Raw genomic sequence first — 22,182 nt, forward strand, 5'->3', positions numbered from 1 at the left:
CGCTGAGTGGGTTTATTGCGGATCAGAGTAATGGCGAGTCGCTGCCCTATGCGAACGTGATGTTAAAAGGGCCAGATAGGCCCATTGTTGCGCTGAGCAATGTGAATGGATATTACGCCATTCAAGGCGTTTCTGAGGATATCCCCTATGTGTTGACCATTTCTTATATCGGATATATCAGTTTTCAGGATACGCTGAGTTTTCGTGCGGGCGAAACAAGGCGGCTCGATGTGCAACTCAAACCCGAGCTAATAGTCGTGGAGGAGATCGTGGTAGAGGGCAAGCGAGAGGAGGAAGAGCAGCTCATTCAGCCGGGTTTTGTCGAGGTAGAAACGGCAAAAATCCGTGAGCTACCATCCATTGGCGAGACGGATATTTTGCGCTCACTACACCTTTTGCCGGGTATTCAGGCCGCGTCGGATATCAGTTCGGGGCTTTATATCCGCGGTGGCGGCCCGGATCAGACCTTGATTTTGTTGGATCAAATGCCGCTTTACAATCCATCGCATGCATTTGGCTTCTTCTCCACTTTTAATCCCGATGCCATTCGGGATATGAGTTTGCACAAAGGGGCTTATCCAGCGAAATACGGCGGTCGTTTGGGATCTGTGCTCGACGTACACAATAAGGACGGCAATCGCAAGGGATTTGATGCCAGCGGAGGCGTCAGTCTTATTGCTGCGCGTTTGACACTCGAAGGCCCAACGCCAAAGGGGTCGTGGATGGTGTCGGGGCGGCGCACTTATATCGATCCGCTATTGTCTTTTATCCGGGATGAAGAAACAGATGTTCCCACGTATTATTTTTACGATTTGAATGCCAAGCTCAATCAGGATTTTTCAGATAATGACAAAATGCAAATCAGTGGGTATTTGGGTCGAGACAATTTGACTTTTGATATTGGCGAAGATGCTTTTTTCGGCATCCGATGGGGGAATACGGCTTTTTTGGGCAAGTGGACGCATGTGTTTTCGCCCGCGCTATTTGGCAATTTTGTGGTGGCGAGCAGCCATTACGCCAGCAAGACAGAACTGAATTTTCTCGATACGCCCATTCTATTTGCCAACAGCATTCGCGATTTTACAGTTAAGGGAGATGTGGATTGGTTTGCCGCGCGCGACCACGCCATCAGTGGTGGCTTTTTGGCAACGCATTACAATTTTGAATTTATTCAGGAATTTAATCTGGATGACCAGTTCGACTTGCGTGAAAAGCCCAATTTGCTATCGCTTTATGTGCAAGATCATTGGCAGCCGGGCAAGTCAACCGATGTTCGTTTGGGCATGCGGGGCAATTACTTCAGCGAGGGAAACCGCGTTCAAATTGAGCCTCGTTTGTCCATGAGCTACCGCATGGGCAACTGGCGTTGGAAGGCGGCTGGCGGTGCATTTCACCAGTATTTGCAATTGGTGACCACCGAGTTGTTTAGCGGCGGTGACTACTGGGTGCCGCTGGACGAGTCGGTGGAACCCGGACGATCATGGCAGGGGGTTGTCGGTGTGGAGTGGGAACCTTCCGAGCGTTACCAGGCTACTGTGGAAGCCTATTATACCGATATGGCGAATCTGATTGTGCTGGACAATCGCATTGCCGTAGATATCGATGCGACGACCGTAGAGGATACGTTTGTGAGTGGGGGGACCGGGTATGCAACTGGCGTCGAAGTCTTTTTACAGCGTCGCACCGGAAGGTTGACGGGATGGATTGGATATACGCTGGGATGGACGCGTCGCACATTTGCCGAACTCAATCAGGGCAAGACATTTCCCCCAAAATACGACCGACGTCACGATGTGTCTTTTGTGAGCAATTATCGCCTGGGCAGGTGGTCGCTTGGGGCGAATTACGTCTATGGCACGGGGCAGGCATTTACACCTGCGTCTGCGCGTTATTCATTGCGCTCGCCCGCACTGCTTCACCGCTGGCAAATCGACAGCCTGGTACTTCCTTCAGATCGCAACAGTGCTCGCTTGTTGCCCTATCAGAGATTGGATTTAAATGTGAAGGTGCGGTTTCGAACATTTGATGTGAATGGGGAATTTTATGTCCAGGTGTTTAACGTATTTAATCGGCGCAATGAGTGGTTTGTCATTTTTGAAGAGTCTGATCCAGATGTGATCAAGATGTTGCCTATAGTGCCAACGCTTGGGATTAATTTTAATTTTTAAGAGGATTGTGATGAAATATTTCGTTTTAATGATGGGCTGCCTGATCGCACTGGTGGGGTGCAAGGCCGAGCGCGATCCGTCGAGTCTTTTTGGTCCCGATGCCTCGGGTGTTCTGGTTGTGGATGTGCTGTTGATTGTCGATAATCCCCTGCCTCAGGTGCTGGTTAGTGAGACGGTAAAAGCAAACGTGGGATATTCTAAACGCTGGGCAGGTGTGGGTGATGCCGAGGTCGTGATCTCTCAGGGGGAACAGACGTTTATGTACCGCCCGAGTTCGGGTTTTTCCACTGGGTCTTATCGCCCCCCGCTCAATGCCCCGCTCGTTTTGCCAAATACAACTTATCATTTGCGCGTACGATCACAGGGAAGAGAAGCTACAGCACAGACGGTCACGCCCGGGAGATTGAATATTCGGGAGGCAGTGTTATTAGATGACGAGACGCTCGAGGTGATCCGCGAGTTGAAAAAATACGAAGATAGCGCGGTGTTCGACGCGCCTGAAAACCGACTTTCCTATCAACTGGGGCTTTTGGAGATGCGCTTTGATCCCCTTCCCGCAAGCGGCTACCAGATTGCCATTGAAAGTCTGGATCACTCATCGGATTTTTTGGTTGATTCCGATTTGTTTGACGAATACGATTTTGAACGATACGGCAGTTCGCCTGCATTGGAAGCCCCAGATGGCAATTTGCGTATGCCCTGGTTTATTGTGGGCTTTGCCGGGCGGCATGTGGTGCATATTTACGCGGTTGACAAAAACTGGTTTGATCTGATTCGCTCTGTGCCCGAGTTTTTTCAAGATGAAGGTGAAAATGCGTTTCAGCCTGGCGGCCTGGCGGGCGACAATTTCGAGCGTCCGCTGTTTAACGTTGATGGGGGCATAGGGATTTTTGGATCGGCGTCTGTGGATTCGGTGGGTTTTGTGGTGTTGCCCCGCCCTTCGCAATAAAGGCGGATTTTTTACAGATTTTTACAGAAAATATAATACCAGGGGCGTCGGTTACAGACTGGCGCCCTTTTTCTTTGCTTGACACAAGTATTTATAGTATTATGATTTATCTCATCAATTTTTGGGGAGGCATAAAGATGACACCTGAAGAACAGAAAGCATTTTTCTACGACCAGGGCTATCTCGTTGTTGAAGATGTGGTGTCGCCAGAGGAACTGGCAGAGTGTGAAGAAGAGATTCACAAATTACACGTGCTGGCAGCAGAGTTGGCATCTGAGGGCGATAAGCGTTCGGGTAGTTTTCAGCGCGAGCCTTATGCAAAGGACAAAGAGCAAAATGGCTTGCCCGTGTTGCGCAAGATCGAACAGACGCGCGATTTTTCCAATGTGTTCAAGAATTTGGCTGCACATTCCAAACTGGTGCCTGTGATTCAGAATTTGATTGGATCCGATTTGTTGTTGTTTCGCAGTACGCTTATGCTCAAGCCTGCGTTTCACGGGTCTTCACATGGTTTTCATCAAGATTCGGCGTACTGGCCGATGGAGCCGCCCGCGCTTGTCACGGTGAGTATTGCATTGACGGATGCCAGTTCGGAGAATGGGTGCATTCGAGTGATTCCCGAGAGTCACAAGTGGGGCATGCAGAAATGGGGCGATATTGCGCGGCCTCAAGATGCAAAGTTGACAGATCGAAAAAATTTGGATCTGTCACAGGCTGTTGAGGTGCCACTCAGGGCGGGAACAGCCCTCCTGTTTCACAGTTTGTGTGTACACGGTTCTGGTCCCAATAACTCACCTCGCCCGAGGCATACGGCACTCTACGCCTATTTCCCACCTACTGTGCGTTATATGGCGCGGGGAAAGGATTCATCGCGCACATTTCCAGTGATCTCTGGGTTAGAAGGCAGGAAAGAAGTAACGATGGTGGCTGAATCGGCGGCTTAAAAAAAATATTACTCACTATAAACCGGGAGGTTCTGCGCGATGTCAAAAGAGAAAATTCGCCTCGGTTTGATCGGATGTGGCGGCAACATGCAACGAGCGCATTTGCCCCGTTTGAAAGCAGATGGCGGCGTGGAGATTATCGGCGTGGCCGATCCCGATGAGAGCCAGGCGGAAGCATTAATGGAGGCGTGGGGCAGTGAGGCGTCGTTTTATGAAGATTATCGCCAACTCGTGCGGAATGAGGCTCTCGATGCCATGCTGATCAGTTCGCCCCACGCGCTGCATTATGAGCACGCCCGCCTGTCTTTGCAAAAGGGCTTGCACGTTCTGGTTGAGAAGCCTCTTACTGTTGCGTCTCGGCAGACCAAGTCGCTGATCAATTTGTCGGATAAATTGAAGTTATATCTGGTGGTGGCTTACCAGCGCAATTATATGGCTCCCCACGTTTATGCGCGTGAATTGATTCGGCAAGGTGAACTTGGAGAGTTGCGCGGTGTAGTTGCTTATGTGACGCAAAATTGGGGAAGTATCCGCGGCTGGCGTTTGGATCCCGAACTGTCAGGGGGCGGCATGTTTATGGATACGGGTAGCCATCTTGTCGCCTCCGTGTTGTGGATTACGGGATTGGAGCCTGTGGAAGTCTCGGCCTTTGCGGAGAATGCGGGAAAAGCCGTGGATACCAATATGGTGGTCAATGTGCGTTTCAAAGGCGGTGGGGCGGGTACGCTGAATACCTTTGGCAATGCGGCGCATCACGATGAGCGAATCGCCATTCACGGAAGCAAGGGCTGCCTGGTATTCCATTTGCACCGGTGGCAGGTGCAATCGGTTTTGCTGAATGACAAACCAATTGAAATTCCATCACACATTCAGGAGACGACGCCCGATCAGGCATTTTTTGATCTGATCCGCAACGATGGCGCGGGATATTCGCCGCCGGATTTCGCTTTGCAGGTCGCCCGTTTATCCGAGGCCGCTTATCGCTCGGCTTCTGCAAAGAAGGCTGTGAAGGTGTCGCGGTAATGCGCCGCGATTCGCCTTGTGTAGTCGCTATCGGTGCCGTGTTGTGGGATGTATTTTCCGATGGGGAGCGATTGGGAGGGGCGCCGGCAAATTTTGCCGTGCACGCGGCTGCTTTGGGCGCGCGTTCTGCTATGGTGAGTTGTGTGGGAGACGATGCGCGAGGCAAGGCAGCTCTTGAGATTTTGAGCGGACGAGATGTGGCGATAGATGCCGTGCAGGTGCATGCCCATCGACCAACGGGTAGTGTGAACGTGACCCTTGTCGATGGGCAACCCACTTATGAAATTGTCGAAGGCGTGGCGTGGGATGCGATTACATGGTGTTCAGAATTGGCACCGATAGCGCAATCTGCTCACGCCTTGTATTTTGGGACGATAGATCAACGCGAGGCGCAGAGCCGTCGGGCAATTACAAATTTTTTGGATGCGGCGTCGCCGGATTGCCTGCGTGTGTACGATATCAATTTTCGGCAGCACTATCACACTGATGAGATTGTGCGGGAATCTCTAATACGCGCTGATGTGCTGAAGTTAAATGATGAGGAAGTGGTCCTGCTGCGCGATTATGTGGGTGGGGAAGAAGATGTGGATGTTTTTTTGGCAGGTATTCTCGCGCGTTTTGATCTGCAATGTGTGATTTTGACGCTGGGAGAACGGGGATGTCGGGTTTTGAGTGAAGGTGGGATTTGTCAGGCGATGGGAAAAAGACAACAGGTCGTGAATACGGTGGGTGCTGGCGATGCTTTTACGGCGGCATTTGTCATGTATTTACTCGCTGGCGCACCGATGCAGATATGCGCCGAACAAGCCAATGCCGTTGGCGGTTTTGTCGCTACGCAGGACAGTGGAATGCCGTCGTTGCCCGCGCGTTTTCGGGTTTTTTAGTGGCCAGTCATAAATATCCCAGCGCTCTGAGCCGATCTTCGAGTGCTTTTTTTTCGTCTTCTGTATAGACCTCGTCGCCTGTGTGTGAAGGATGTGCATCTGATGGTGCGGGTGTTGAGGGTGCGTTGACTATTGCCTGGCTTTGCATGTCGGTGGGGATAGGGATATCCATGAGGCCCAGGATAGTTGGTGCGATGTCGCGTATTTCCAGGTTGTATTTTTCGCCGGTGTGCGTGCCGTCTTTGAGGATAAAGATACCGTGTTGGGCGTGGTTGGCATCGTCTGGCCCGGTGTCGTTTTCAAGGGTGTGGATGGCGCGATGGCCTATTGTGCCAACAGAACGCCAGTGCAGGTTGCCGAAATAGGCGATCAGATCGGGCGGGATATTGTTAATAGTGTTGTAAATATCCTCGGGTTTGAAGACCTGCGTTGGCAGTGGATTGCCCTTGTCATCGGGAATATCCGCGATTTTTTTTGCAAGTTCGTCGCGTAAGACATTGTATTGTTCGGGGGGCACAATGCCTTTTGGTTCGCGGCCGGCAATGTTGAGAAAGATGCGCGCGTAATAGCCACCCGCCCCCCAGGCTGTGGTTTTTGTCCAGTCGATTTCGAGATCCTCATAAGCCGTGAGCTTTTGGGGATATTTTTTTGGTGTCAAATACCCTTCTCGGATCAACCATTCGTTGATGCAAATGCCGCCATCGATGCGCTTGGCGCCGTGGTCTGAGACGAGGAGGATGGCCGTGTCTGTACCGGCCAGGTCAATCAGGGATGCGATTTCACTATCGAGATACCGGTAATAGTCGCGGATGGCGTTCACATATTCGGAATTGGGATCGTGTTTTCGGTGGGTTTGGTCCAGAAAACGCCAGAATCCGTGGTGGATGCGATCTGTGCCCATTTCCACATGCATGCAAAAATCCCATTCGCGGGTTTGCATGAGATGCCGGGTCACCCGAAATCGCTTTTTGGTCATGGCGTAAATTTCGCGGAGCAAGCGCGCCTTGTCATCTGTGCGAAAATCGCGCACATCGATGATGTAGCCATCGGATACGCGCTCGATTTCGGCTTTTAGACTGTCGGGATAGGTATAGGAACTGTTGTTGCTCGGCGTGAGAAAAGAGGCTATCAGGCAGCCGTTGACTGGCTGGGGGGGATAGGTTTGGGGCACGCCGACGAGGATTACTTTTTTCCCCGCGGTAGAAATGATGTCCCAAACTGTATCGTCATGCACGAGCGTTGAATTGGCAATGGACAGACAGTTGTAGGAGTAATCGGCGCGGTTGCGAAGTCCGTAAAATCCCAGCGTGCCGGGGTCTTTGCCCGTTACCATACTCATCCAGGCGGGAATGGTGATGGGCGGGATGGTACTTTTGAGATTGCCGTAAACTCCGGTCTGGATCAGGTTATTGATGGTGGGCAGATCATCTCGAAATCGCTGAAAGATCAGTTCGGGCGACGCGCAATCCAGACCTATGACGAGTATTTTCATAATTCTTTCACTTTATCGATATACAAGCAATTTGTCTTTAACCCGCGCCTGCGATTCGCCATTGTCTGCGGTCAAGGTGTACAGGTACGTATTGTTGCTCAGCACATGGCCGTCGGCGTCTCGCCCATCCCAAAAAATCTGGTTGTATCCCGCGCGTGCAAATGGCTCTTCAATTCTCTGAACGAGCCGTCCGGCGAGGGTGTAAATTCGCACGGTGACTTCTGAAGGACGCGATAAGATGAATGTAAAATGGCCCGTATCGGATACGGGATTGGGCGCGACCAGTGCGTTCTCTATCGCCAATATTGAAGAGACCTGGAACGATATTGCAATTTTTGCAGGCCCATTTCCCAACCTGTCAGAGGCTTCGACATTGAGCGTATAACGACCATCGGCAAGGGCGTCCGGGGTATAGACAAATGACAGTGTCGTGGGGGTAACGGCGCGGTCTTTTATTTTTCCAGACTCATAATGACTCTCCTGTGCTTCGTCTGTTCCCGAAAGCGATAAGCGAATGCTGGACAAATCAATACCCGCTGTATCGCGCATGGAAATGCGAAATGTCGGTTGGGAGGGCAAATAATCTTCTGGTCGGACTTCGCCGAGGGCATCCAGTGCCGCGATTTCAATTGTCGGCACATCGCGGTCAGAACTCGGTGCAATCCGCACTGGCTCTGTAAGTGTTACCTCGCGACCGGGAAAAATCGACTCTCCTTGAAAATTTTCCAAACGAGCCGTCACCTGGTGTTGCCCTGCCCACTGCGCGGTTTGCCACACCAGGCGCAGGGGGACGAGTCGTCCGAGTGGGCTATTTTCAGGTACAGCCGCGCGCCCTATTAGACGGCCCAACGCGGGAGCGCTGCTATAAAAGGCAACAGATGTGCCCAGAGCAAGATCTAATGGTCCCCGGTTTTGCACGTCGAGATGGAGGTGCACGGGTTGCAATTCCGTTATTTCAAAAGGTTCTGCCCGCAAGTTCCTCAGGCCAATATCTGAAAGTGGCTGATATGTTGTGGTCCAGGTTTGCAGGCTGGGGGATGGATTTAATCCCTCTCCGTACAATTTGATCTGAATTTTTAGCCGTGGGACGGCTATACCGTCCAAATTTTGTGTTCCAGGTGATAAATTTTGCCATTGCGCCAATGGAGCAAAAGTATTGTTATCGATCTCGCCGAGTAAATTCACTTCGGCTCTGCCCGTGCCCGATAAAGCCGTTGTTACTGTATGCCACGTACCCGCAGGTCCAATTGGACCAGATGTTAAGGTGCCAAATTCGGGCAAGTGCTGCCCCGGATATCGATATACTCTGCCCCCGCGCAATTGCCCCAGCCACACCGCGTTGTTCACCCAATCGAATTGCCCGCCCAGAATATCTGTCTGAGCCTGATCGCTTTCAAATTCTTCGACGAATGCCCCGGTATGTGCATCTACCACGCGCACGCGGTGCGTCAATCCCGTGCCGTATTCGATCAGGTAGATAAACTGCCCATCGGCAATCGCGCCATCTGTAAACAGATATCCAAATCCCGTTTCTGTTGGCTGTACAGTAAATTGTCGCACGATGCGCCAGGCATTGGCAGGATCAAAAACGCGCACGGTCCACCCGCCGCGCCGTACGCCATTGACGCCTGCAGACACGTTGTAGATAAACTCGCCGTCGGAGGTAATCAACGCATGGGCATCAAATGGCAATCCGCGGAACAAATCCAGCAAGCGGTCGGGTACTTCAACGGTATCGATTCGTCCAGTGACGGGCGAAATACGCAATACAGAGCGCGCTGTTTGGTGTTCGGCGTAGATAAACCCGTCGCTGTGAAATGTCGCAGAAATGCTCTGGATAGGTGTTTCGGTCACGATCCCGTAATTTTGTCCCGCGACTGTGCCATTGAATCCCGTGCCAATGCGCGCGAACAAATCGCTGCCGGGATACAAGTCTCGTGGGGTATAGAATCGCTTTACATACAGGTATGTTCCGTCTGTACACAAAACGGCTGCGCCTGCCACGCCTTCGCTCAAGAATGAAGCTTCGGCATCATTGAATCGGATCGGCGGTGGAGACGTGGTGCGCCCCACAGTACCGCCATCCGATAACACGACATCTTCGCCTGTGCCGCGCGATAGTGCAATAGCACCGTCTTGCTGCCATACCACCTGTCGTTCGGGTACAGAGGATGTCACCACAAAATGTCGCACATCGGACCAGGGGCCCGTTGTCTGTCCATCGGATAATCGAGCGCGCCAAAAATAAGACCCCGCGCGCAAATCCGTCGGTCGCCATAAGATGATGCCCTCGGCGGTGGCCACGCTGCCCGAGCGCATTGTCGCGGTATCTCGAAAATCGCCAGATGCATTCAACTCAAATTCGCCCGTTAGATGGAACTGGTGTTCCCCAGATCGCACTCCCAATACCACCTGAGCATTTGCGACGGTCTGACTTGGCAATGGCAAGAATGGTACAGCCGATAACGCACCTAAGACATCGATTTCTACCTCTGTTCGATTATTTGTTTCATCGCCTTCTACAATCGCATTGGTGGGATCGGCTATCGCTTCTAAGATATGGCGTCCAGGGCGATTTTTGAGACGCCAGAGCACTGTCACACTATCGCGTATTCCAAAAGGCGGTAAAGCCGCCATGAATAAGGTATCAACTGTCACAGAATCCAGGTTGCGATCAATCAGGACGATATCCACGCTGCGATCGGGGGAAATGCCCCAGTTTTCCACACGCAGCGTTACCCGAACCGAGTCTCCTGTGGTCAGTTCGCCCTGTTGGTCCAACTGCAACGCTGCATCGCCAAGTACAAAATCCGGATTTTGCGGCATTGCGATTTGTTGTGCGGGGTCGCCGATCAAATTCATTCCCACCAGTCCCAGTTCGCTCGAGGGGAGAACTGCGAGTTCGCTCATTTTGCCCAGTGCGAGGCTCTGCCCAAAAGCCAGCACGCCATTTTCAAATATGTGCCGGAATAGCGCTGTGTTGAGTTGATTGTTAATGCGAATAAAAGAGAGGGAAGACGCGGATATGTATGCTATTGCGCCGCCATCGGGTTTGTTGAGCATTTCTTCGGCAAGACTAATGATGCGAGGATCCCAGTATAGTCCATTGAGACACGACATTCCGATAAACAGAGGCAGGCGTTCAGCATTTTGAATTTGACTCAGGTAATTGAATGCCCCTTGCTGAAATGTTCCGGCAAAATATTTGGACATTGATGAAGCACTGCCATGGCCCATAAAATTTACAATTAGGCGCCCTTCGTTGATCTGTCGAATAACTTCTCGGGATGAGGCATTGGGTTCGGGCGGTGTATCTGCATCGTGATATACCTTGAAATTCTCCAGGCCAATAGCGTGCGCAATTGTTGCCAGCGTATCGCTCGGCGCGATAAATTTGTACGTCCCCCCCTGTGCGTCCCAATTTGCCATTAGCGTGATGCGGTTGTGCCATTGTACTGGCGGTGTTTCGTCATAAGTGATCACTTTTTGCACGACTGTATTGGCCTGCGACGTACGTCGGACAGAGAACCGTCCCACAAATACATCCATAAACAAATTATCATCTACCCGCCCGAAAAACTCATCGGTAAATGCCAGACCGCGATTGGGAGATTGAAAGGGCATACCCGGTACAAGATTGTGACGCGCGATCCGATTTTTTCCAAATATATTGCGATAATCAAAGCTGAATTCCCCGAACAATAAGACGTACTCTGGACGTTTTTCCCAGGTGTGAAATCCGTATTGTACAAAACGGCGAATGGCCTCGGCATCGACTTGTCCAAAGGAAAACTCGTCATATACATCGGCTACATTGACCGCCAGTGTCGATAACTCCTGCCCTTGCCGATGCGCGTGCTCCTGCCGGTGTGCAGCCAAACGCTCGGCGGCATCCATAAAATCCGCACCTGCGATAATCACATAATCCGCACCAGAGAATCCGCGCAAATCATAGGGGGTATCGCGTTCTGCGATTTCGGGTGTTTTTATGGATGTTTCATCCACTGCGACAAAATCGCCGCCTTCAGCAATCTCAAATCTGATTCCCTCGTCATCCTGTACCGTGCCGACGATCTTGTTTTTGTCCAAATTCAAGACTCTAACCCGCTCGTGTTCAAGGTTGGGAATTGAGATCGCGCGGGGCGAAAGCACAATGCCCGGGTTAAAACGCAGCATACCATCTATGGCCTCAAAACGCCGCGGATAGGTAATCTCCACCCAGTTGAAATACACGTGATCGACGTAGGGATTCGATCCAAGTGGAAATGAGGGATCGCCGGGCGTTCGCAATACCACGTATGTGGTGTCTGACAATGCCGATATGGGTACTGTTCCCGTCGCGATATAGGCGTCCTGTCCGTCCCAGCGCTCTTCTGCGATGAGCGGTCCATCCTGAATTTGTACGATAGCGTAGTGATCGGGGTTTATGTTCTGATTCAATGTCAGCGAATGCATGCCCAGACGAATTTGCGCGTTGCTACTTGTTCCACTCGCCAGTCCCGGTAAGGGCACGGGCATTACGACATCTGTGGGCATATCGCCCGGGCGAGACGGAGATGCGGTGCGCTTCCAGAACCAGTGATCGCGGTTGGCATTTCGCGCATGTCCCAGGGCTTCGTAGATCGAATCGATTTCAACGTGTTTGCGCGACCAAAAATGCGTCAAGACCTCGTTAGTAGATATACCTTCAGCGTGTGTATATCGCGAGCCAGATTCTCGACCAATACGCAGGAAATAGACGCGCTCTTTGCCGTAATCACTTTCAAAATCTCGATCTGGCGCGCGCCGATATGCGCCCCAAAACAGCACGCCATCGCCCGCATCTAATACGCCGTCTTCGCCGTCTTCTATGAGTAGTGGAATTTCTTTTCCGTCTAAAAATATCTGCAACCTATCCAAATCTCCCGGTGCCAATACAATGTCGGATTCGGAAAACCAGCGCGCATCCAATCGGTAGAGACCGTCTTCAAAAATTCTGATTTTGTAATACGTGGCCGCAGGATCGTACCAATCCAGTACGCGCTTTGTCGCGCGGATGCGCCGCCCGCGCCACGCGCGCGCCTGTTCGGGATTGAGCAATCCCTTTTGATAGATGGGCTCAAAATCGTCAGTGTCTCTCAAAAGCCGAATAGGGGCGCGCGTTTCATCCGCGACAAATAACACGCGCACGCGCAACTCTCGTGCGATCCGAAGTCTGCGCTGGACGGGGTCATACTGCACGGGACGCAAAGACAGAATCGCGATTTGTTGGTCGCGCAAGATGCCCGTGTGTGCTACAACAGCTTCTGTACCGGGATAAAACTCCGGCGTGTCGTAAATTGTCTCGTCCTTCAGGTAAATCGATCTCGAAAACGGATGTTGTTCGGAGCCCAGCAACTGCATCTGTGGCACTGGCATCAGATCCAGGCCCTCGATTTCCTCATAGTTTGCATCGAGCACTTGAACGACTGCACGAGAGCCATAAGGCATGCCCAGTGTTGCACCGCGCACAGGTACAGCAGGTGCCCCCGGCTGGTACAACCACATCCATCCCGGTACGTCTATGCGATCATAAGGGGATTCTGAGGTGACGACTAAATCGGACGCATCCACCACAACTTCTACCCAATTTTCACCCGTTGCCACCACGCGCACGTTTCCCGCGTGTGCGATGCTCGTTGCGATTAGCAAAGCGATTGCGGGGATGCTATGCCAGAAAGTTTTCATGATCGCACCTTTTTTACGGCCACAATTTCTCAAATTTACCTTTGTTGTAAATTACTACGCGATCCTCTGGTTGCATATTCAACGCGACTGAGAGAGAATCGGTTGCGTGTACCGTTATATGCCCCCAGATTTGGTCAATTTCAAAAGGCGGTGTTTGTCCCCGTCCCTTGCTGTGAAACGAAAAGAAGCCGCCTTTTGCAACCGCCAGATCAAACCCCGTATTTGTCCTGTGAATGCGATACGCAAAATCACCTGTCAGCCAGACGTGATTTACCATTGTAATTTCGGCTTGCAATAGTTGAGATGACCGCATGACAAGTGCATTTTTGAGCGCATAAGCAAATAGCGGTTTGCCACTGAACGCACCGGAAGGTGTCCACGCCGACGGCACGTTGCAGACGAATAATGTGCCTGTGGTTGCCCGCGCATGGGGCATCAGTTTGGCAATCGCATTTTCACTTATTTGCGAAGCTTCGCGCCAGAAAAAGCCCTCGCGCCCGATCACCACTCCGTAATACAGGATTAGAACAGCAAAGAGGGAGCAGAGAATTGGCTGTTTTTTATTTAGCCAGATAGTAGAGATACCCAGACAAAAGAAGGCGGAGGGCAAATACAGATACCAGTTGTGCAAATGCCCCAATGCCGGGGCGAGGGTTGCGCAGAGGAGGAAGATCAGGAGCAGGGCGAATGGGCGACAAAATTTGCGCAGGATGCCGCGACCATGTTGAAAAATAAAAATTCCACCACTTACGACCACCAATGCAATGCCCAGCCACCAGATATCACTCATCCCAAATTTTGCTACTGCTTTCACGCCGTCGCGCGCCCAATCTATAATTGATACGCGGGGTGTCCCTCCCAATACGCTGCCCAGCACGAGCCATCGGACGCCAAAATACGCGAGCAATACGATACAGACAACAGCCAATCCGCGTCGCGCCTGTGCTGTTTTCCACGCTTTGCGATACGCGACCAGTGCCGCGAGTGCGATAGGCAGGGAAACTGCCATTTCTTTGGATAAAAAAGCGAGCGCACTGCAAGCGGCAAGTCCCAATAACGCGCCGGTAGAACCGCGCTCCATATATTCTAAAAATAAAATCAGTGAACCTAAATAGAATAACGCACACAAGAGATCTGTTCGCCCGACGATCCAGAAAACAGAATCGGTGTGAATGGGCAGAACAAAAAACAAAAGCGCGGTGCCCCAGGCCACTGCGGAGTCTGAGGAAAGGCATCGCGCGAATAAAAAAATGAGATACGCACATCCCGCGTGAATCGCGATATTGTGGATGTGATAAATAGCGGGCGCGTAACCGCCGATTAAATAGTCCAGATAGAACGATAAAACGACCATTGGGCGATAATATCCACCTTGCCCGACCAGTCCCTCCCATCCCGTTGTGAAAGCGAAGACAACGCCTTTAGAAGCCAATTTGAGATGGCCCCAATCATCGTCTAATAATGAGACGCCCGAAGCAATCCAGGCCAGTATTGCAAAGGCCGCGACGGTGCATAATTTCAAAAATGTGAGACCTTTTGGCATAGGTAAAAAATTGGCTCAGGTCTTTCACGAGTTAGATGTCAGTTGTGCTCTGCATTTGGACGACCACATACCAATCGCGTCCAAAATCTCGTATTTCGTAGCCTCCGGCAAATCCGCTTGCAATCAGTGCGTTTTCAACCTCTCGTTTGCTGTATAACCACAGCGGGCATCTTCGCAGGCGGTATCGGATATGCCGCTGCCACGCCAAAAAACCGCCCGCTTTTGGAAAGCTCGCGTAAAACTCGCCCGTCACTTCTGTACCCAATTTTTTTAAGACCGGTACGGGATCTTCGATATAATCAAAAAATCCCATCAAACACGCCGCGTCAAATATCCGGTCAAAATGAACAGACAGATAATCGTCCAGAACGAGGTCTGCACTTACATTGAGCGCGTCGATATTGTCCCGTGCGATTTTTAGCATTTCTTCGGCGATATCTACCCCCACGACTTCTTTTTTCTGAAGTGCAAACGCAGCCGTGTATCGTCCCGGGCCACATCCGATGTCTAAGACAGAATGAATCGCCCGTTTTTTTGTTTGTCGAAGCGTTTCCTCAAAACGCCGCACCATCACCTGCCGAAATGTGCGATCTACCCATCTGCCGAGCGCGCTTCGATGTCCTGTATGCCCGTAGATCGCATCGAAATTTTTGGCATAAATATCAAAAAACTGCCCCACAGCCCGCGTTGATGAACTGCTGCCGGAATCGTATCCCATTTTGCGCGATTTCATCTTTTGAGCCTTTGTCGATAAATTGCATCCAATTTTTGCACCATAACGCGATGATCCCATCGCGCAATCGCGTGCTGGTATGCGCGTTCTCCAAATGTGTGACACATCTGAGAATTTCCGATCAATTTTTCCAAATACCTTGCCATCGATTTGATATCGCCTTGTGGTACGACAAAACCCGAGTGACCATGTGTTATAATTTCCCGTATGCCTTCGACTTCGAACGATACTGTAGGCACCCGCGCGAGGGATGCTTCCACAGCAACGCCGGACAAGCCCTCGCGCAAAGAGGATAGGACATGTACAGAGGCAATCGCATACGCAGGTGTAATATCCTGGAAAAATCCCGCGAAAATGACACGGTCCGCGATGCCTAAGTCGGTGCAAAGCCGCTCGCACGCTGCGCGCTCGGGTCCTTCTCCTACCAATAATAATCTGGCTCCGGGACATTGCAATCTGGCAAATGCCTCAATGGTATAATGTTGTGCTTTGGCGGATGAAAAACGGCCGATATTGACCAGGACGGGCGCGTCGTCAGGTATGCCTGTGTTGCGCCGAAATGCGTCTTTTTTTACGTTGTTCAAGCGTCTTTCAAATTCTGTAACATCGATGCCGCTATAAACGATCTGATGGGGAATGCTGCAGCCGATATTTTCCCGATGGTAGTGCCGAATTGTATCTCGACCAACGGCTATGATCAAATCGCAAGCCCATATCGTCATTTTTTCGAGCGCGATGTAGAATTGTCGTTTGATGCGGTTGACTGGATCGTTAAAAACAACACCGTGAAGTCCGTAGATGATATGCTTGCAGCCGACCAGTCGCGCGGCGAGGCGCCCGAGCAAACTCGCTTTGCTTTCATGGGTGTGAACCAGATCAAATCGCTCGCGGCGAATCAATCGCATGAACCACAATAGCGCGCGAAAATCGCGCCAGGGTCTGATTTCCCGGTCTAAATATGGACATATATGCGCGGCAACCCCGTCTATTTTTAACAAATCGTCTCGCTCGATTTGCCGTCCAACGGCGAGGTGTATCTCGTAATCCTTTCGCATGTCCTTCATCGAAAGATACACATTTCGGTCTGCGCCACCGCCGGGTGCAAGCCAGGTCATGGTGTGGAGTATTTTGGGACGTCGATTCATAACAAAAATTGGCGCTTACACCTCCCAATGGGCAATGCAAACGCCGTTTGTAAAAAAGAGTAAAGCGGGCATCACGATTCGTAGTATTCAATAATGCGCCGCAATGTGGTATCCAAACTGATTTTGGGATTGTAACCCGTTAATTTTTTGATCTTGGTCAAATCGGGAACGCGATAATTGAGGTCTTCGTAAGAACCCTTTGCAAATGCCTTATCATAAGGGACAAATTCAATGGGTGAATCGCTTTCCGTCAGCACTTTGATTTTTTCAGCGAGGCCCTTGATACAAATCTCATTGGTCTCGTGGTTGCCGCCCAAATTGAAAATTTCGCCCGGCGTTTGGTCGTGTTCCATCAATGCTGTCAATCCATCTAAGGCATCTTCTATATCGGTAAAACACCGCCGTTGCTCGCCGTCGTTATATACCGTAATGGGATGTCCCAACAATGCCTGCTTGATGAATCGGGGCACCACCATGCCGTATTCTGGACTTTGCCGGGGACCAATTACATTGAAGAAGCGGACCATGATCACGGGTAATTTTTTTTCTCTCCAATAAGCCAATCCCAGCATTTCACCGACAGCTTTGGAGGTTGAATAATTCCATCGCGCAACGGTTGTTGGTCCCAACAAGCGATCATCGTCTTCACTAAATGTCGCTTTGCCGTTTTTCTTGCCAGCAACCTCTGAGGTCGAAGCCAAAAGTACTCGTTTCTTCTTTTTGTTTGCCAATTCCAACAGGAGTTCAGTGCCCCGTATATTCGTGGTCAAAGACTGCAATGGGTGGTTGATGACGTAATTCACACCAACAGCCGCCGCGAGATGATAAATGACATCACTCCAATCGACTAAGGGTCTGAGTGTCTCTGGGTCGAGCACTGTGCCCACTTTCATTTGAAACCGCGGATTCCCTTCGAGGTGCCGCACATTGTCCAGATCTCCAGTTGAAAGATCGTCTAAAACATAAACTTCGTGGTCTTGTTTCAAAAGCCGTTCGGCCAGATGCGAGCCAATAAAACCCGCACCGCCCGTAACCAAAAACCTCATGTATTTATTCCTTTCCCATTGCCGAGCGGGACATATCTTCCAACAAATATTAATCCCCACTCTTTATACATCCCAGGACACAGTATCCCACCCAAAAACATCTAAATATAAGGTCTCGAATGATTAAAGGCAATTAGAAACCTTAAGTGAAACACACCTCTTGCAGATGGGGGCTTATGACCTCATCCGTCTTTTCTCATTTGCATTGCAATTTCGCGTAGCGGACAAAAAGAGAAATCGGTCAATAATCGCCTCAATCGAGGCTCTGTTGCTTTCAAATTGGCGTAGTGCGTCAAACGCGCCTTCCAGTAAAATGCGACCCGTGGATGATCGGGGTCGAGTTCCCAGGGGTGTAGATAAAAGATCACAGCTCGCCGCTGTTTGGCCACAGCCCGCATATTTGCACGGCTCACAAAATATGGAAACAGCCTGAAATACGCGCCTCCGGTTACGGGCAATCGCATTTTTCCCACCTGGCGCACAGATATTGGCATTTCGCAAATTGGCCCAGAAGCGGTTTTTACAATACGCGGTGCCAAATCAAAATCGGGAATCCCATAGCGCCAGTTATGTACTGGAAAAATACTCGAATCGCACTGAAAACCGAGTTCTGCCAAAATATCCAGAGCCCATAATGATCGCGCTGTAATGGAGAAGTAGGCCGCGCGATAGGCGGTTACGGGTTGCGCGGTTACATCTGAGATCGCAGCAGAAGCCCGCTGTGTTTCTTCTCGAAATCGCTCGGGCGTCATTTCATAGACCAGATCGTGAGACCATCCATGGCATCCCAATTCGTGACCTTCGCGGGCTATACGGCGTATTAAGTCGGGATAATGCTGTGCTACTGGTCCCAGGATAAAGAATGTGCCGCGAACATCGTATTCTCCCATTATATCGAGTAAGTGATGGCAACTTCTCTCAAGGCGTGGCTCGCTTTGCGCGGACATCTGATTGGAGATTGGTATGCCCTGATACCAATCTTCGACATCTACTGTGAAAGCGTGTCGCATTGGTGTGTGCTCCGCTGCAGAAGAGCCAGCAATTGTTCGCTGCTTTTTTCGAGTGCGTAATGCGCGATTACACGGGCGCGGCCAGCAGCTCCCATGCGATTGCGCAGGGTATTATTTTCGATTAATGTACCCAAAAATTCGATCCACTCGGCGTCTGTCTCAGCCAAAAATCCAGTTTCTCCATGGGCGACGATTTCGCGGTTGATTTCGACTGGACTGGCCACTACGGGCAATCCGCAGGCCATGTATTGCAGCAATTTGTAACCCCCTTTGCCCCGCGTAAAAGGATCGTCGGGCAGGGGCATCAAGCCAATGTCAAATGTTTGCAAATAACCAACTTCGGTTTCCAGCGTCCAGTCCATGCACACAATTTGCAGATCGGATACATCAAAGTTACCTGCGCCAATCAAACGCAATTCCAAATTGGGATATTGCCGCGCGAGGGCGGCCAATGGGTCTCGAATCATGTCCAGATACCGCGTTGTGCACTGGCTCCCAATCCATCCCAGTGCGATTTTCTCATCCTCTGTTTTTTTTTCAGGGATATAACGCGCAGTATCAATAGGTCCCGTGATTTGTGAAACACGAGGACAATAACGGGCTGCAAATTCAGCGGTGTAGGCATTTTCTACTATCGCGCAGTGTGCTGTTTGCAGCATTGCGGGTACGCCCATTGCGCGCCGTTGGGTTCGCAACCGATTGATCCATCCCGTGTTGGGGTTTTCGAGTGTAAAGATAGCGTCGTCAAAATCAAAAAATATTTTGTGTTTGTACCGGCGCAACAGGCGCGGTATGGGAAAGGAAAATAACGCTTTTTGTATTAGGATGGCGTCGTATTGTGGTGCTGTAAAAATGCAAGTCCATCCCGTCCATAAGGCGCGAAAATAAGACAGCACATAGTACAGGATACGCGAGAAAATGCCTCTGGTATTGCGTTTGATCAGGTCATCGGGAGTCACGACTTTGACATCACATGTGATGCCCGCTCTACGCAATAGGGGCAGATAATCGAAAACCCGCGTGCGGCTGCTGGCAGCTAAGGGGCCATACCGCGCGATAAATAAAATTTTCATATCCAGCCGTGTTGCGTTGTCACGGGCGAGCCAGAGCGCTGGTTGAACCAGCCCGGTCCGCTTTCCAATGCGACTTCTCGACCGGTGATGGCAGATTGTTCGGCGGCGAACAGGATTTCCATAATGTGACGCGCCCATTCCCCGTGGGTGGGTGGTTCAATGTCCAGAGCGATGGCTTCGGCAAAGGCTTTCCACTCGTTGTGCATGGTCGAGGGCGGCTCGTCGAAGGGGACGTTTTCCCACTGATTGTTTTTTCCGACTTTGACGTATTTTCCGCCGTGTTCGGAAAAGCGCAGTGTGCCATTTGCACAGATGACATGACATTCGTGGTCGGGCGCACCATCTGCAAATCCAACGGCTACGGCAATGCCTGCCAGGCCGTTTTTATAGCGGACGAAGGCCGTGGCAGAGTCATCTGCAGCCTGGTAGTGGGCGCGGGTTCCAATAGAGGCTGAAACGGATACTGCCTGTGAGCCGATCATCCAGGTGAGGCGATCTACTACGTGTACGCCATTGGTCAACCACATGCCCCCGCCGTGGTAGCGGCTGCGGTACTGTGGACGGCGACCGGCGTAGCTCCAGTTTTTGGACATGTAACACACGGCGGTGATGATGGGTCCCAGTGCGCCAGAGTTCAGTATTTCTTTTGCTTTGATGCTGGTGCCGTAGTAGTGCTGCGTCAGGCCGACCATGAGTTTGACCCCATTATCGGCTGCAGCAGCGACCATGTTGTCGCACTGTTCCAGGCTGATGGCCATGGGTTTTTCCACCAGGACGTGTTTGCCGGCATTGCAAGCATCAACTGTGAGGCGATGGTGGAGTTGATGGCCCAGGGTGATGGCGACAGCGTCGATTTCGGGGTCCTTCAAGAGGTCGGTGTGGGAGGGATAGCTTTTGGGGATATCGTATTTGCCCATGTATTCGCGGCGATTTTCCTCAATGAGGTCGGCAACGGCGACGATTTCGACGTTGTCCAGGGTTTCAATGGCATCGCAGTGAGATCGGGCAATGCCGCCCAGGCCGATAATTCCAACTTTTAAGTTGTCCATTGTGATTGCTCCTTTTTTAAAACCATCTGATGACGGCACCGATAATGTTTTTGTCTTCACCGTTGAGGATATCGCGATAGAGCTTCGGTGCATCTGAAGACGCGACCTCATGGGTGATGGTGTGATGCCAGGGAAGAACGCCAGTGCCCATGTTTTTGATGACGGCGCGACGGCAAGGGGCTTCGCCATCGTTGCAGGGATAGTACATGGTGAGGCGTTTCCCGTGGGGCGGTAAGAAATTGTAAGAGATGGGGTGGCGGCCGTAGTTGCCCTGAAGGATGAAGGTTCCATGGGTACGGCAAAGGGCGATGGCCGGGTCAATGCAGGCGGGTATGCCCGTGCATTCGAAGACGACGTCGGCACCGTCGGGGGCGATGTCGCGGACAGCTTCAGCGTCCTGGATGAGGTGATCGGCGCCGAGTTTTTGCGCGATGTCGAGGCGGTTAGCCTCCAGGTCTATGGCAATGACTTCACAGCCCCGGTGGCTGCATGCAGCGACGACGCCCAGTCCGACGAGGCCACAGCCGTACACGACAACGCGGTCGCCCATTCGGGGGTTGGCCATATCCACGCCGTTGAGGCCTACGGCGGGCATGACAAATAAGCTGGCGGCGGCTTCATCAACGTCAGCGGGCAAGTGGGCGACAAAGGCTCGCGGTCCCTGCGTGTCCAGGACTGCGGCAGAGGTATGCGCGCCCTGGCTGGCAGAGACTTTCTGACCTGATGTAGCGAGGGAGAAGACGCGGTTCCAGCGGTAATAGACGCGGTCGCCAACAGCGAAACCGGTTGCGTCTTTGCCGACGTGTTCGACGGTGCCGACGGCCTGATACCCCGTACACAGGGGATAGGGACCGTAGTCGAGCTTGCGGGTGATGGCGGCAAATTCAGTGCCGATACTGACGCCGGAATACCGGGTTTGTACTGCGATTTGATCGGGGCGTGGATCGGGAAGGACGATGTTTTCGCAGGCAAAGGTGGGCCCCTCATGGGTGATGAGTGCTGTGGCTTGCATGTTTTAGCCTTTTCTTTTACGGTTTGAGGTATTTGCCGGGGAGGCGAGATCCCTCGTATTTTTGATCGGGGTCGCGGTTGGCTATGACTTCGGGGATATCCCCTTCCCAGTAGTCTGGTACGTCAATGGTGGGGCGTCTGTGCCAGGCGAGAATCAGGGTTCTGCGCTCGTCTGTGTAATTTCTTCCGGCAGAGTGCAGGATGCGGGCATCGCCCAGAACCAGCGAGCGTGCAGAGACGGGTACGTTGACTTCATCCGGGTGGTCGCTGAACATGATGGGATGCGTTTCTTCTATAAATCGTGCGCCCTGTTCGTGTGCGGGCACCAGTTGGTCGTGGAGTGGTATGCGCTTCGGGATCGGGTGAGCCGTCGGGAAGGGAGTAGCCGCGACGGGCCTTCCAGGAG

16 protein-coding genes are annotated in these 22,182 nt (G+C 51.6%); 5 read left to right on the plus strand and 11 right to left on the minus strand.

Annotation, left to right across the window (positions count from 1 at the left end):
- The 5 genes from OXG87_09545 to OXG87_09565 form a co-directional block, all read left to right on the plus strand.
- Window positions 1-2,168: TonB-dependent receptor (locus tag OXG87_09545; protein ID MCY3869789.1), on the plus strand; the 2,168-nt coding region annotated here is incomplete at its 5' end.
- Window positions 2,169-2,178: 10 nt separating this feature from the next.
- Window positions 2,179-3,117: a DUF4249 family protein gene (locus OXG87_09550; GenBank protein MCY3869790.1), complete on the plus strand. Its 939-nt coding sequence runs from the start codon at window positions 2,179-2,181 to the stop codon at window positions 3,115-3,117.
- Window positions 3,118-3,254: 137 nt separating this feature from the next.
- The gene (locus OXG87_09555; GenBank protein ID MCY3869791.1) at window positions 3,255-4,061 is read left to right on the plus strand and encodes a phytanoyl-CoA dioxygenase family protein; all 807 of its coding nucleotides are present in this window, start codon (window positions 3,255-3,257) and stop codon (window positions 4,059-4,061) included.
- Window positions 4,062-4,100: 39 nt separating this feature from the next.
- A complete protein-coding gene (locus OXG87_09560; protein MCY3869792.1) occupies window positions 4,101-5,084 on the plus strand; it encodes a Gfo/Idh/MocA family oxidoreductase in 984 nt (327 codons plus the stop codon).
- Window positions 5,084-5,968 carry a PfkB family carbohydrate kinase gene (locus OXG87_09565; protein MCY3869793.1) on the plus strand — a complete coding sequence of 295 codons (885 nt, stop codon included), beginning with the start codon at window positions 5,084-5,086 and terminating at the stop codon, window positions 5,966-5,968. The genes OXG87_09560 and OXG87_09565 overlap by 1 nt, the downstream gene beginning before the upstream one ends.
- Before the next feature lie 7 nt (window positions 5,969-5,975).
- Here OXG87_09565 and OXG87_09570 read toward each other — a convergent pair whose 3' ends face one another.
- The 11 genes from OXG87_09570 to OXG87_09620 all read right to left on the minus strand — a co-directional run.
- Window positions 5,976-7,460 (minus strand): alkaline phosphatase family protein, encoded by a 1,485-nt coding sequence (locus OXG87_09570; protein ID MCY3869794.1) that lies wholly within the window; start codon window positions 7,458-7,460, stop codon window positions 5,976-5,978.
- Between the two features lie 12 nt (window positions 7,461-7,472).
- A complete protein-coding gene (locus OXG87_09575) occupies window positions 7,473-13,166 on the minus strand; it encodes a C25 family cysteine peptidase (GenBank protein MCY3869795.1) in 5,694 nt (1,897 codons plus the stop codon).
- A 13-nt stretch (window positions 13,167-13,179) separates the two neighbouring features.
- Window positions 13,180-14,688, minus strand: coding sequence for a glycosyltransferase family 39 protein (locus tag OXG87_09580; protein MCY3869796.1), 1,509 nt, complete (start codon window positions 14,686-14,688; stop codon window positions 13,180-13,182).
- Window positions 14,689-14,740: 52 nt separating this feature from the next.
- A complete protein-coding gene (locus tag OXG87_09585) occupies window positions 14,741-15,442 on the minus strand; it encodes a methyltransferase domain-containing protein (GenBank protein ID MCY3869797.1) in 702 nt (233 codons plus the stop codon).
- Window positions 15,439-16,587 (minus strand): glycosyltransferase family 4 protein, encoded by a 1,149-nt coding sequence (locus tag OXG87_09590; protein ID MCY3869798.1) that lies wholly within the window; start codon window positions 16,585-16,587, stop codon window positions 15,439-15,441. The genes OXG87_09585 and OXG87_09590 overlap by 4 nt, the downstream gene beginning before the upstream one ends.
- Window positions 16,588-16,658: 71 nt before the next feature.
- Window positions 16,659-17,633, minus strand: coding sequence for a GDP-mannose 4,6-dehydratase (locus tag OXG87_09595; GenBank protein ID MCY3869799.1), 975 nt, complete (start codon window positions 17,631-17,633; stop codon window positions 16,659-16,661).
- A gap of 182 nt (window positions 17,634-17,815) precedes the next feature.
- Entirely contained in the window at window positions 17,816-18,643 is an 828-nt protein-coding gene (locus tag OXG87_09600; GenBank protein ID MCY3869800.1) for a DUF3473 domain-containing protein, read from the minus strand.
- Entirely contained in the window at window positions 18,622-19,716 is a 1,095-nt protein-coding gene (locus OXG87_09605; GenBank protein ID MCY3869801.1) for a glycosyltransferase family 4 protein, read from the minus strand. Before OXG87_09605 ends, OXG87_09600 begins: the two co-directional genes overlap by 22 nt.
- Window positions 19,713-20,765 (minus strand): Gfo/Idh/MocA family oxidoreductase, encoded by a 1,053-nt coding sequence (locus OXG87_09610; GenBank protein MCY3869802.1) that lies wholly within the window; start codon window positions 20,763-20,765, stop codon window positions 19,713-19,715. Before OXG87_09610 ends, OXG87_09605 begins: the two co-directional genes overlap by 4 nt.
- 16 nt (window positions 20,766-20,781) lie before the next feature.
- Window positions 20,782-21,777, minus strand: coding sequence for a zinc-binding alcohol dehydrogenase (locus OXG87_09615; protein ID MCY3869803.1), 996 nt, complete (start codon window positions 21,775-21,777; stop codon window positions 20,782-20,784).
- A 16-nt stretch (window positions 21,778-21,793) separates the two neighbouring features.
- The coding region (locus OXG87_09620) for a hypothetical protein (GenBank protein ID MCY3869804.1) at window positions 21,794-22,182 on the minus strand (389 nt) is incomplete at its 5' end.

This window comes from Gemmatimonadota bacterium (genome assembly GCA_026706845.1).
GTDB lineage: Bacteria > Latescibacterota > UBA2968 > UBA2968 > UBA2968 > VXRD01.

Coding starts and splice junctions, on each gene's coding strand:
- OXG87_09550 (MCY3869790.1), top strand. CDS start 2,179: ATGAAATATTTCGTTTTAATGATGGGCTGCCTGATCGCACTGGTGGGG.
- OXG87_09555 (MCY3869791.1), top strand. CDS start 3,255: ATGACACCTGAAGAACAGAAAGCATTTTTCTACGACCAGGGCTATCTC.
- OXG87_09560 (MCY3869792.1), top strand. CDS start 4,101: ATGTCAAAAGAGAAAATTCGCCTCGGTTTGATCGGATGTGGCGGCAAC.
- OXG87_09565 (MCY3869793.1), top strand. CDS start 5,084: ATGCGCCGCGATTCGCCTTGTGTAGTCGCTATCGGTGCCGTGTTGTGG.
- OXG87_09570 (MCY3869794.1), bottom strand. CDS start 7,460: ATGAAAATACTCGTCATAGGTCTGGATTGCGCGTCGCCCGAACTGATC.
- OXG87_09575 (MCY3869795.1), bottom strand. CDS start 13,166: ATGAAAACTTTCTGGCATAGCATCCCCGCAATCGCTTTGCTAATCGCA.
- OXG87_09585 (MCY3869797.1), bottom strand. CDS start 15,442: ATGAAATCGCGCAAAATGGGATACGATTCCGGCAGCAGTTCATCAACG.
- OXG87_09590 (MCY3869798.1), bottom strand. CDS start 16,587: ATGAATCGACGTCCCAAAATACTCCACACCATGACCTGGCTTGCACCC.
- OXG87_09595 (MCY3869799.1), bottom strand. CDS start 17,633: ATGAGGTTTTTGGTTACGGGCGGTGCGGGTTTTATTGGCTCGCATCTG.
- OXG87_09600 (MCY3869800.1), bottom strand. CDS start 18,643: ATGCGACACGCTTTCACAGTAGATGTCGAAGATTGGTATCAGGGCATA.
- OXG87_09605 (MCY3869801.1), bottom strand. CDS start 19,716: ATGAAAATTTTATTTATCGCGCGGTATGGCCCCTTAGCTGCCAGCAGC.
- OXG87_09610 (MCY3869802.1), bottom strand. CDS start 20,765: ATGGACAACTTAAAAGTTGGAATTATCGGCCTGGGCGGCATTGCCCGA.
- OXG87_09615 (MCY3869803.1), bottom strand. CDS start 21,777: ATGCAAGCCACAGCACTCATCACCCATGAGGGGCCCACCTTTGCCTGC.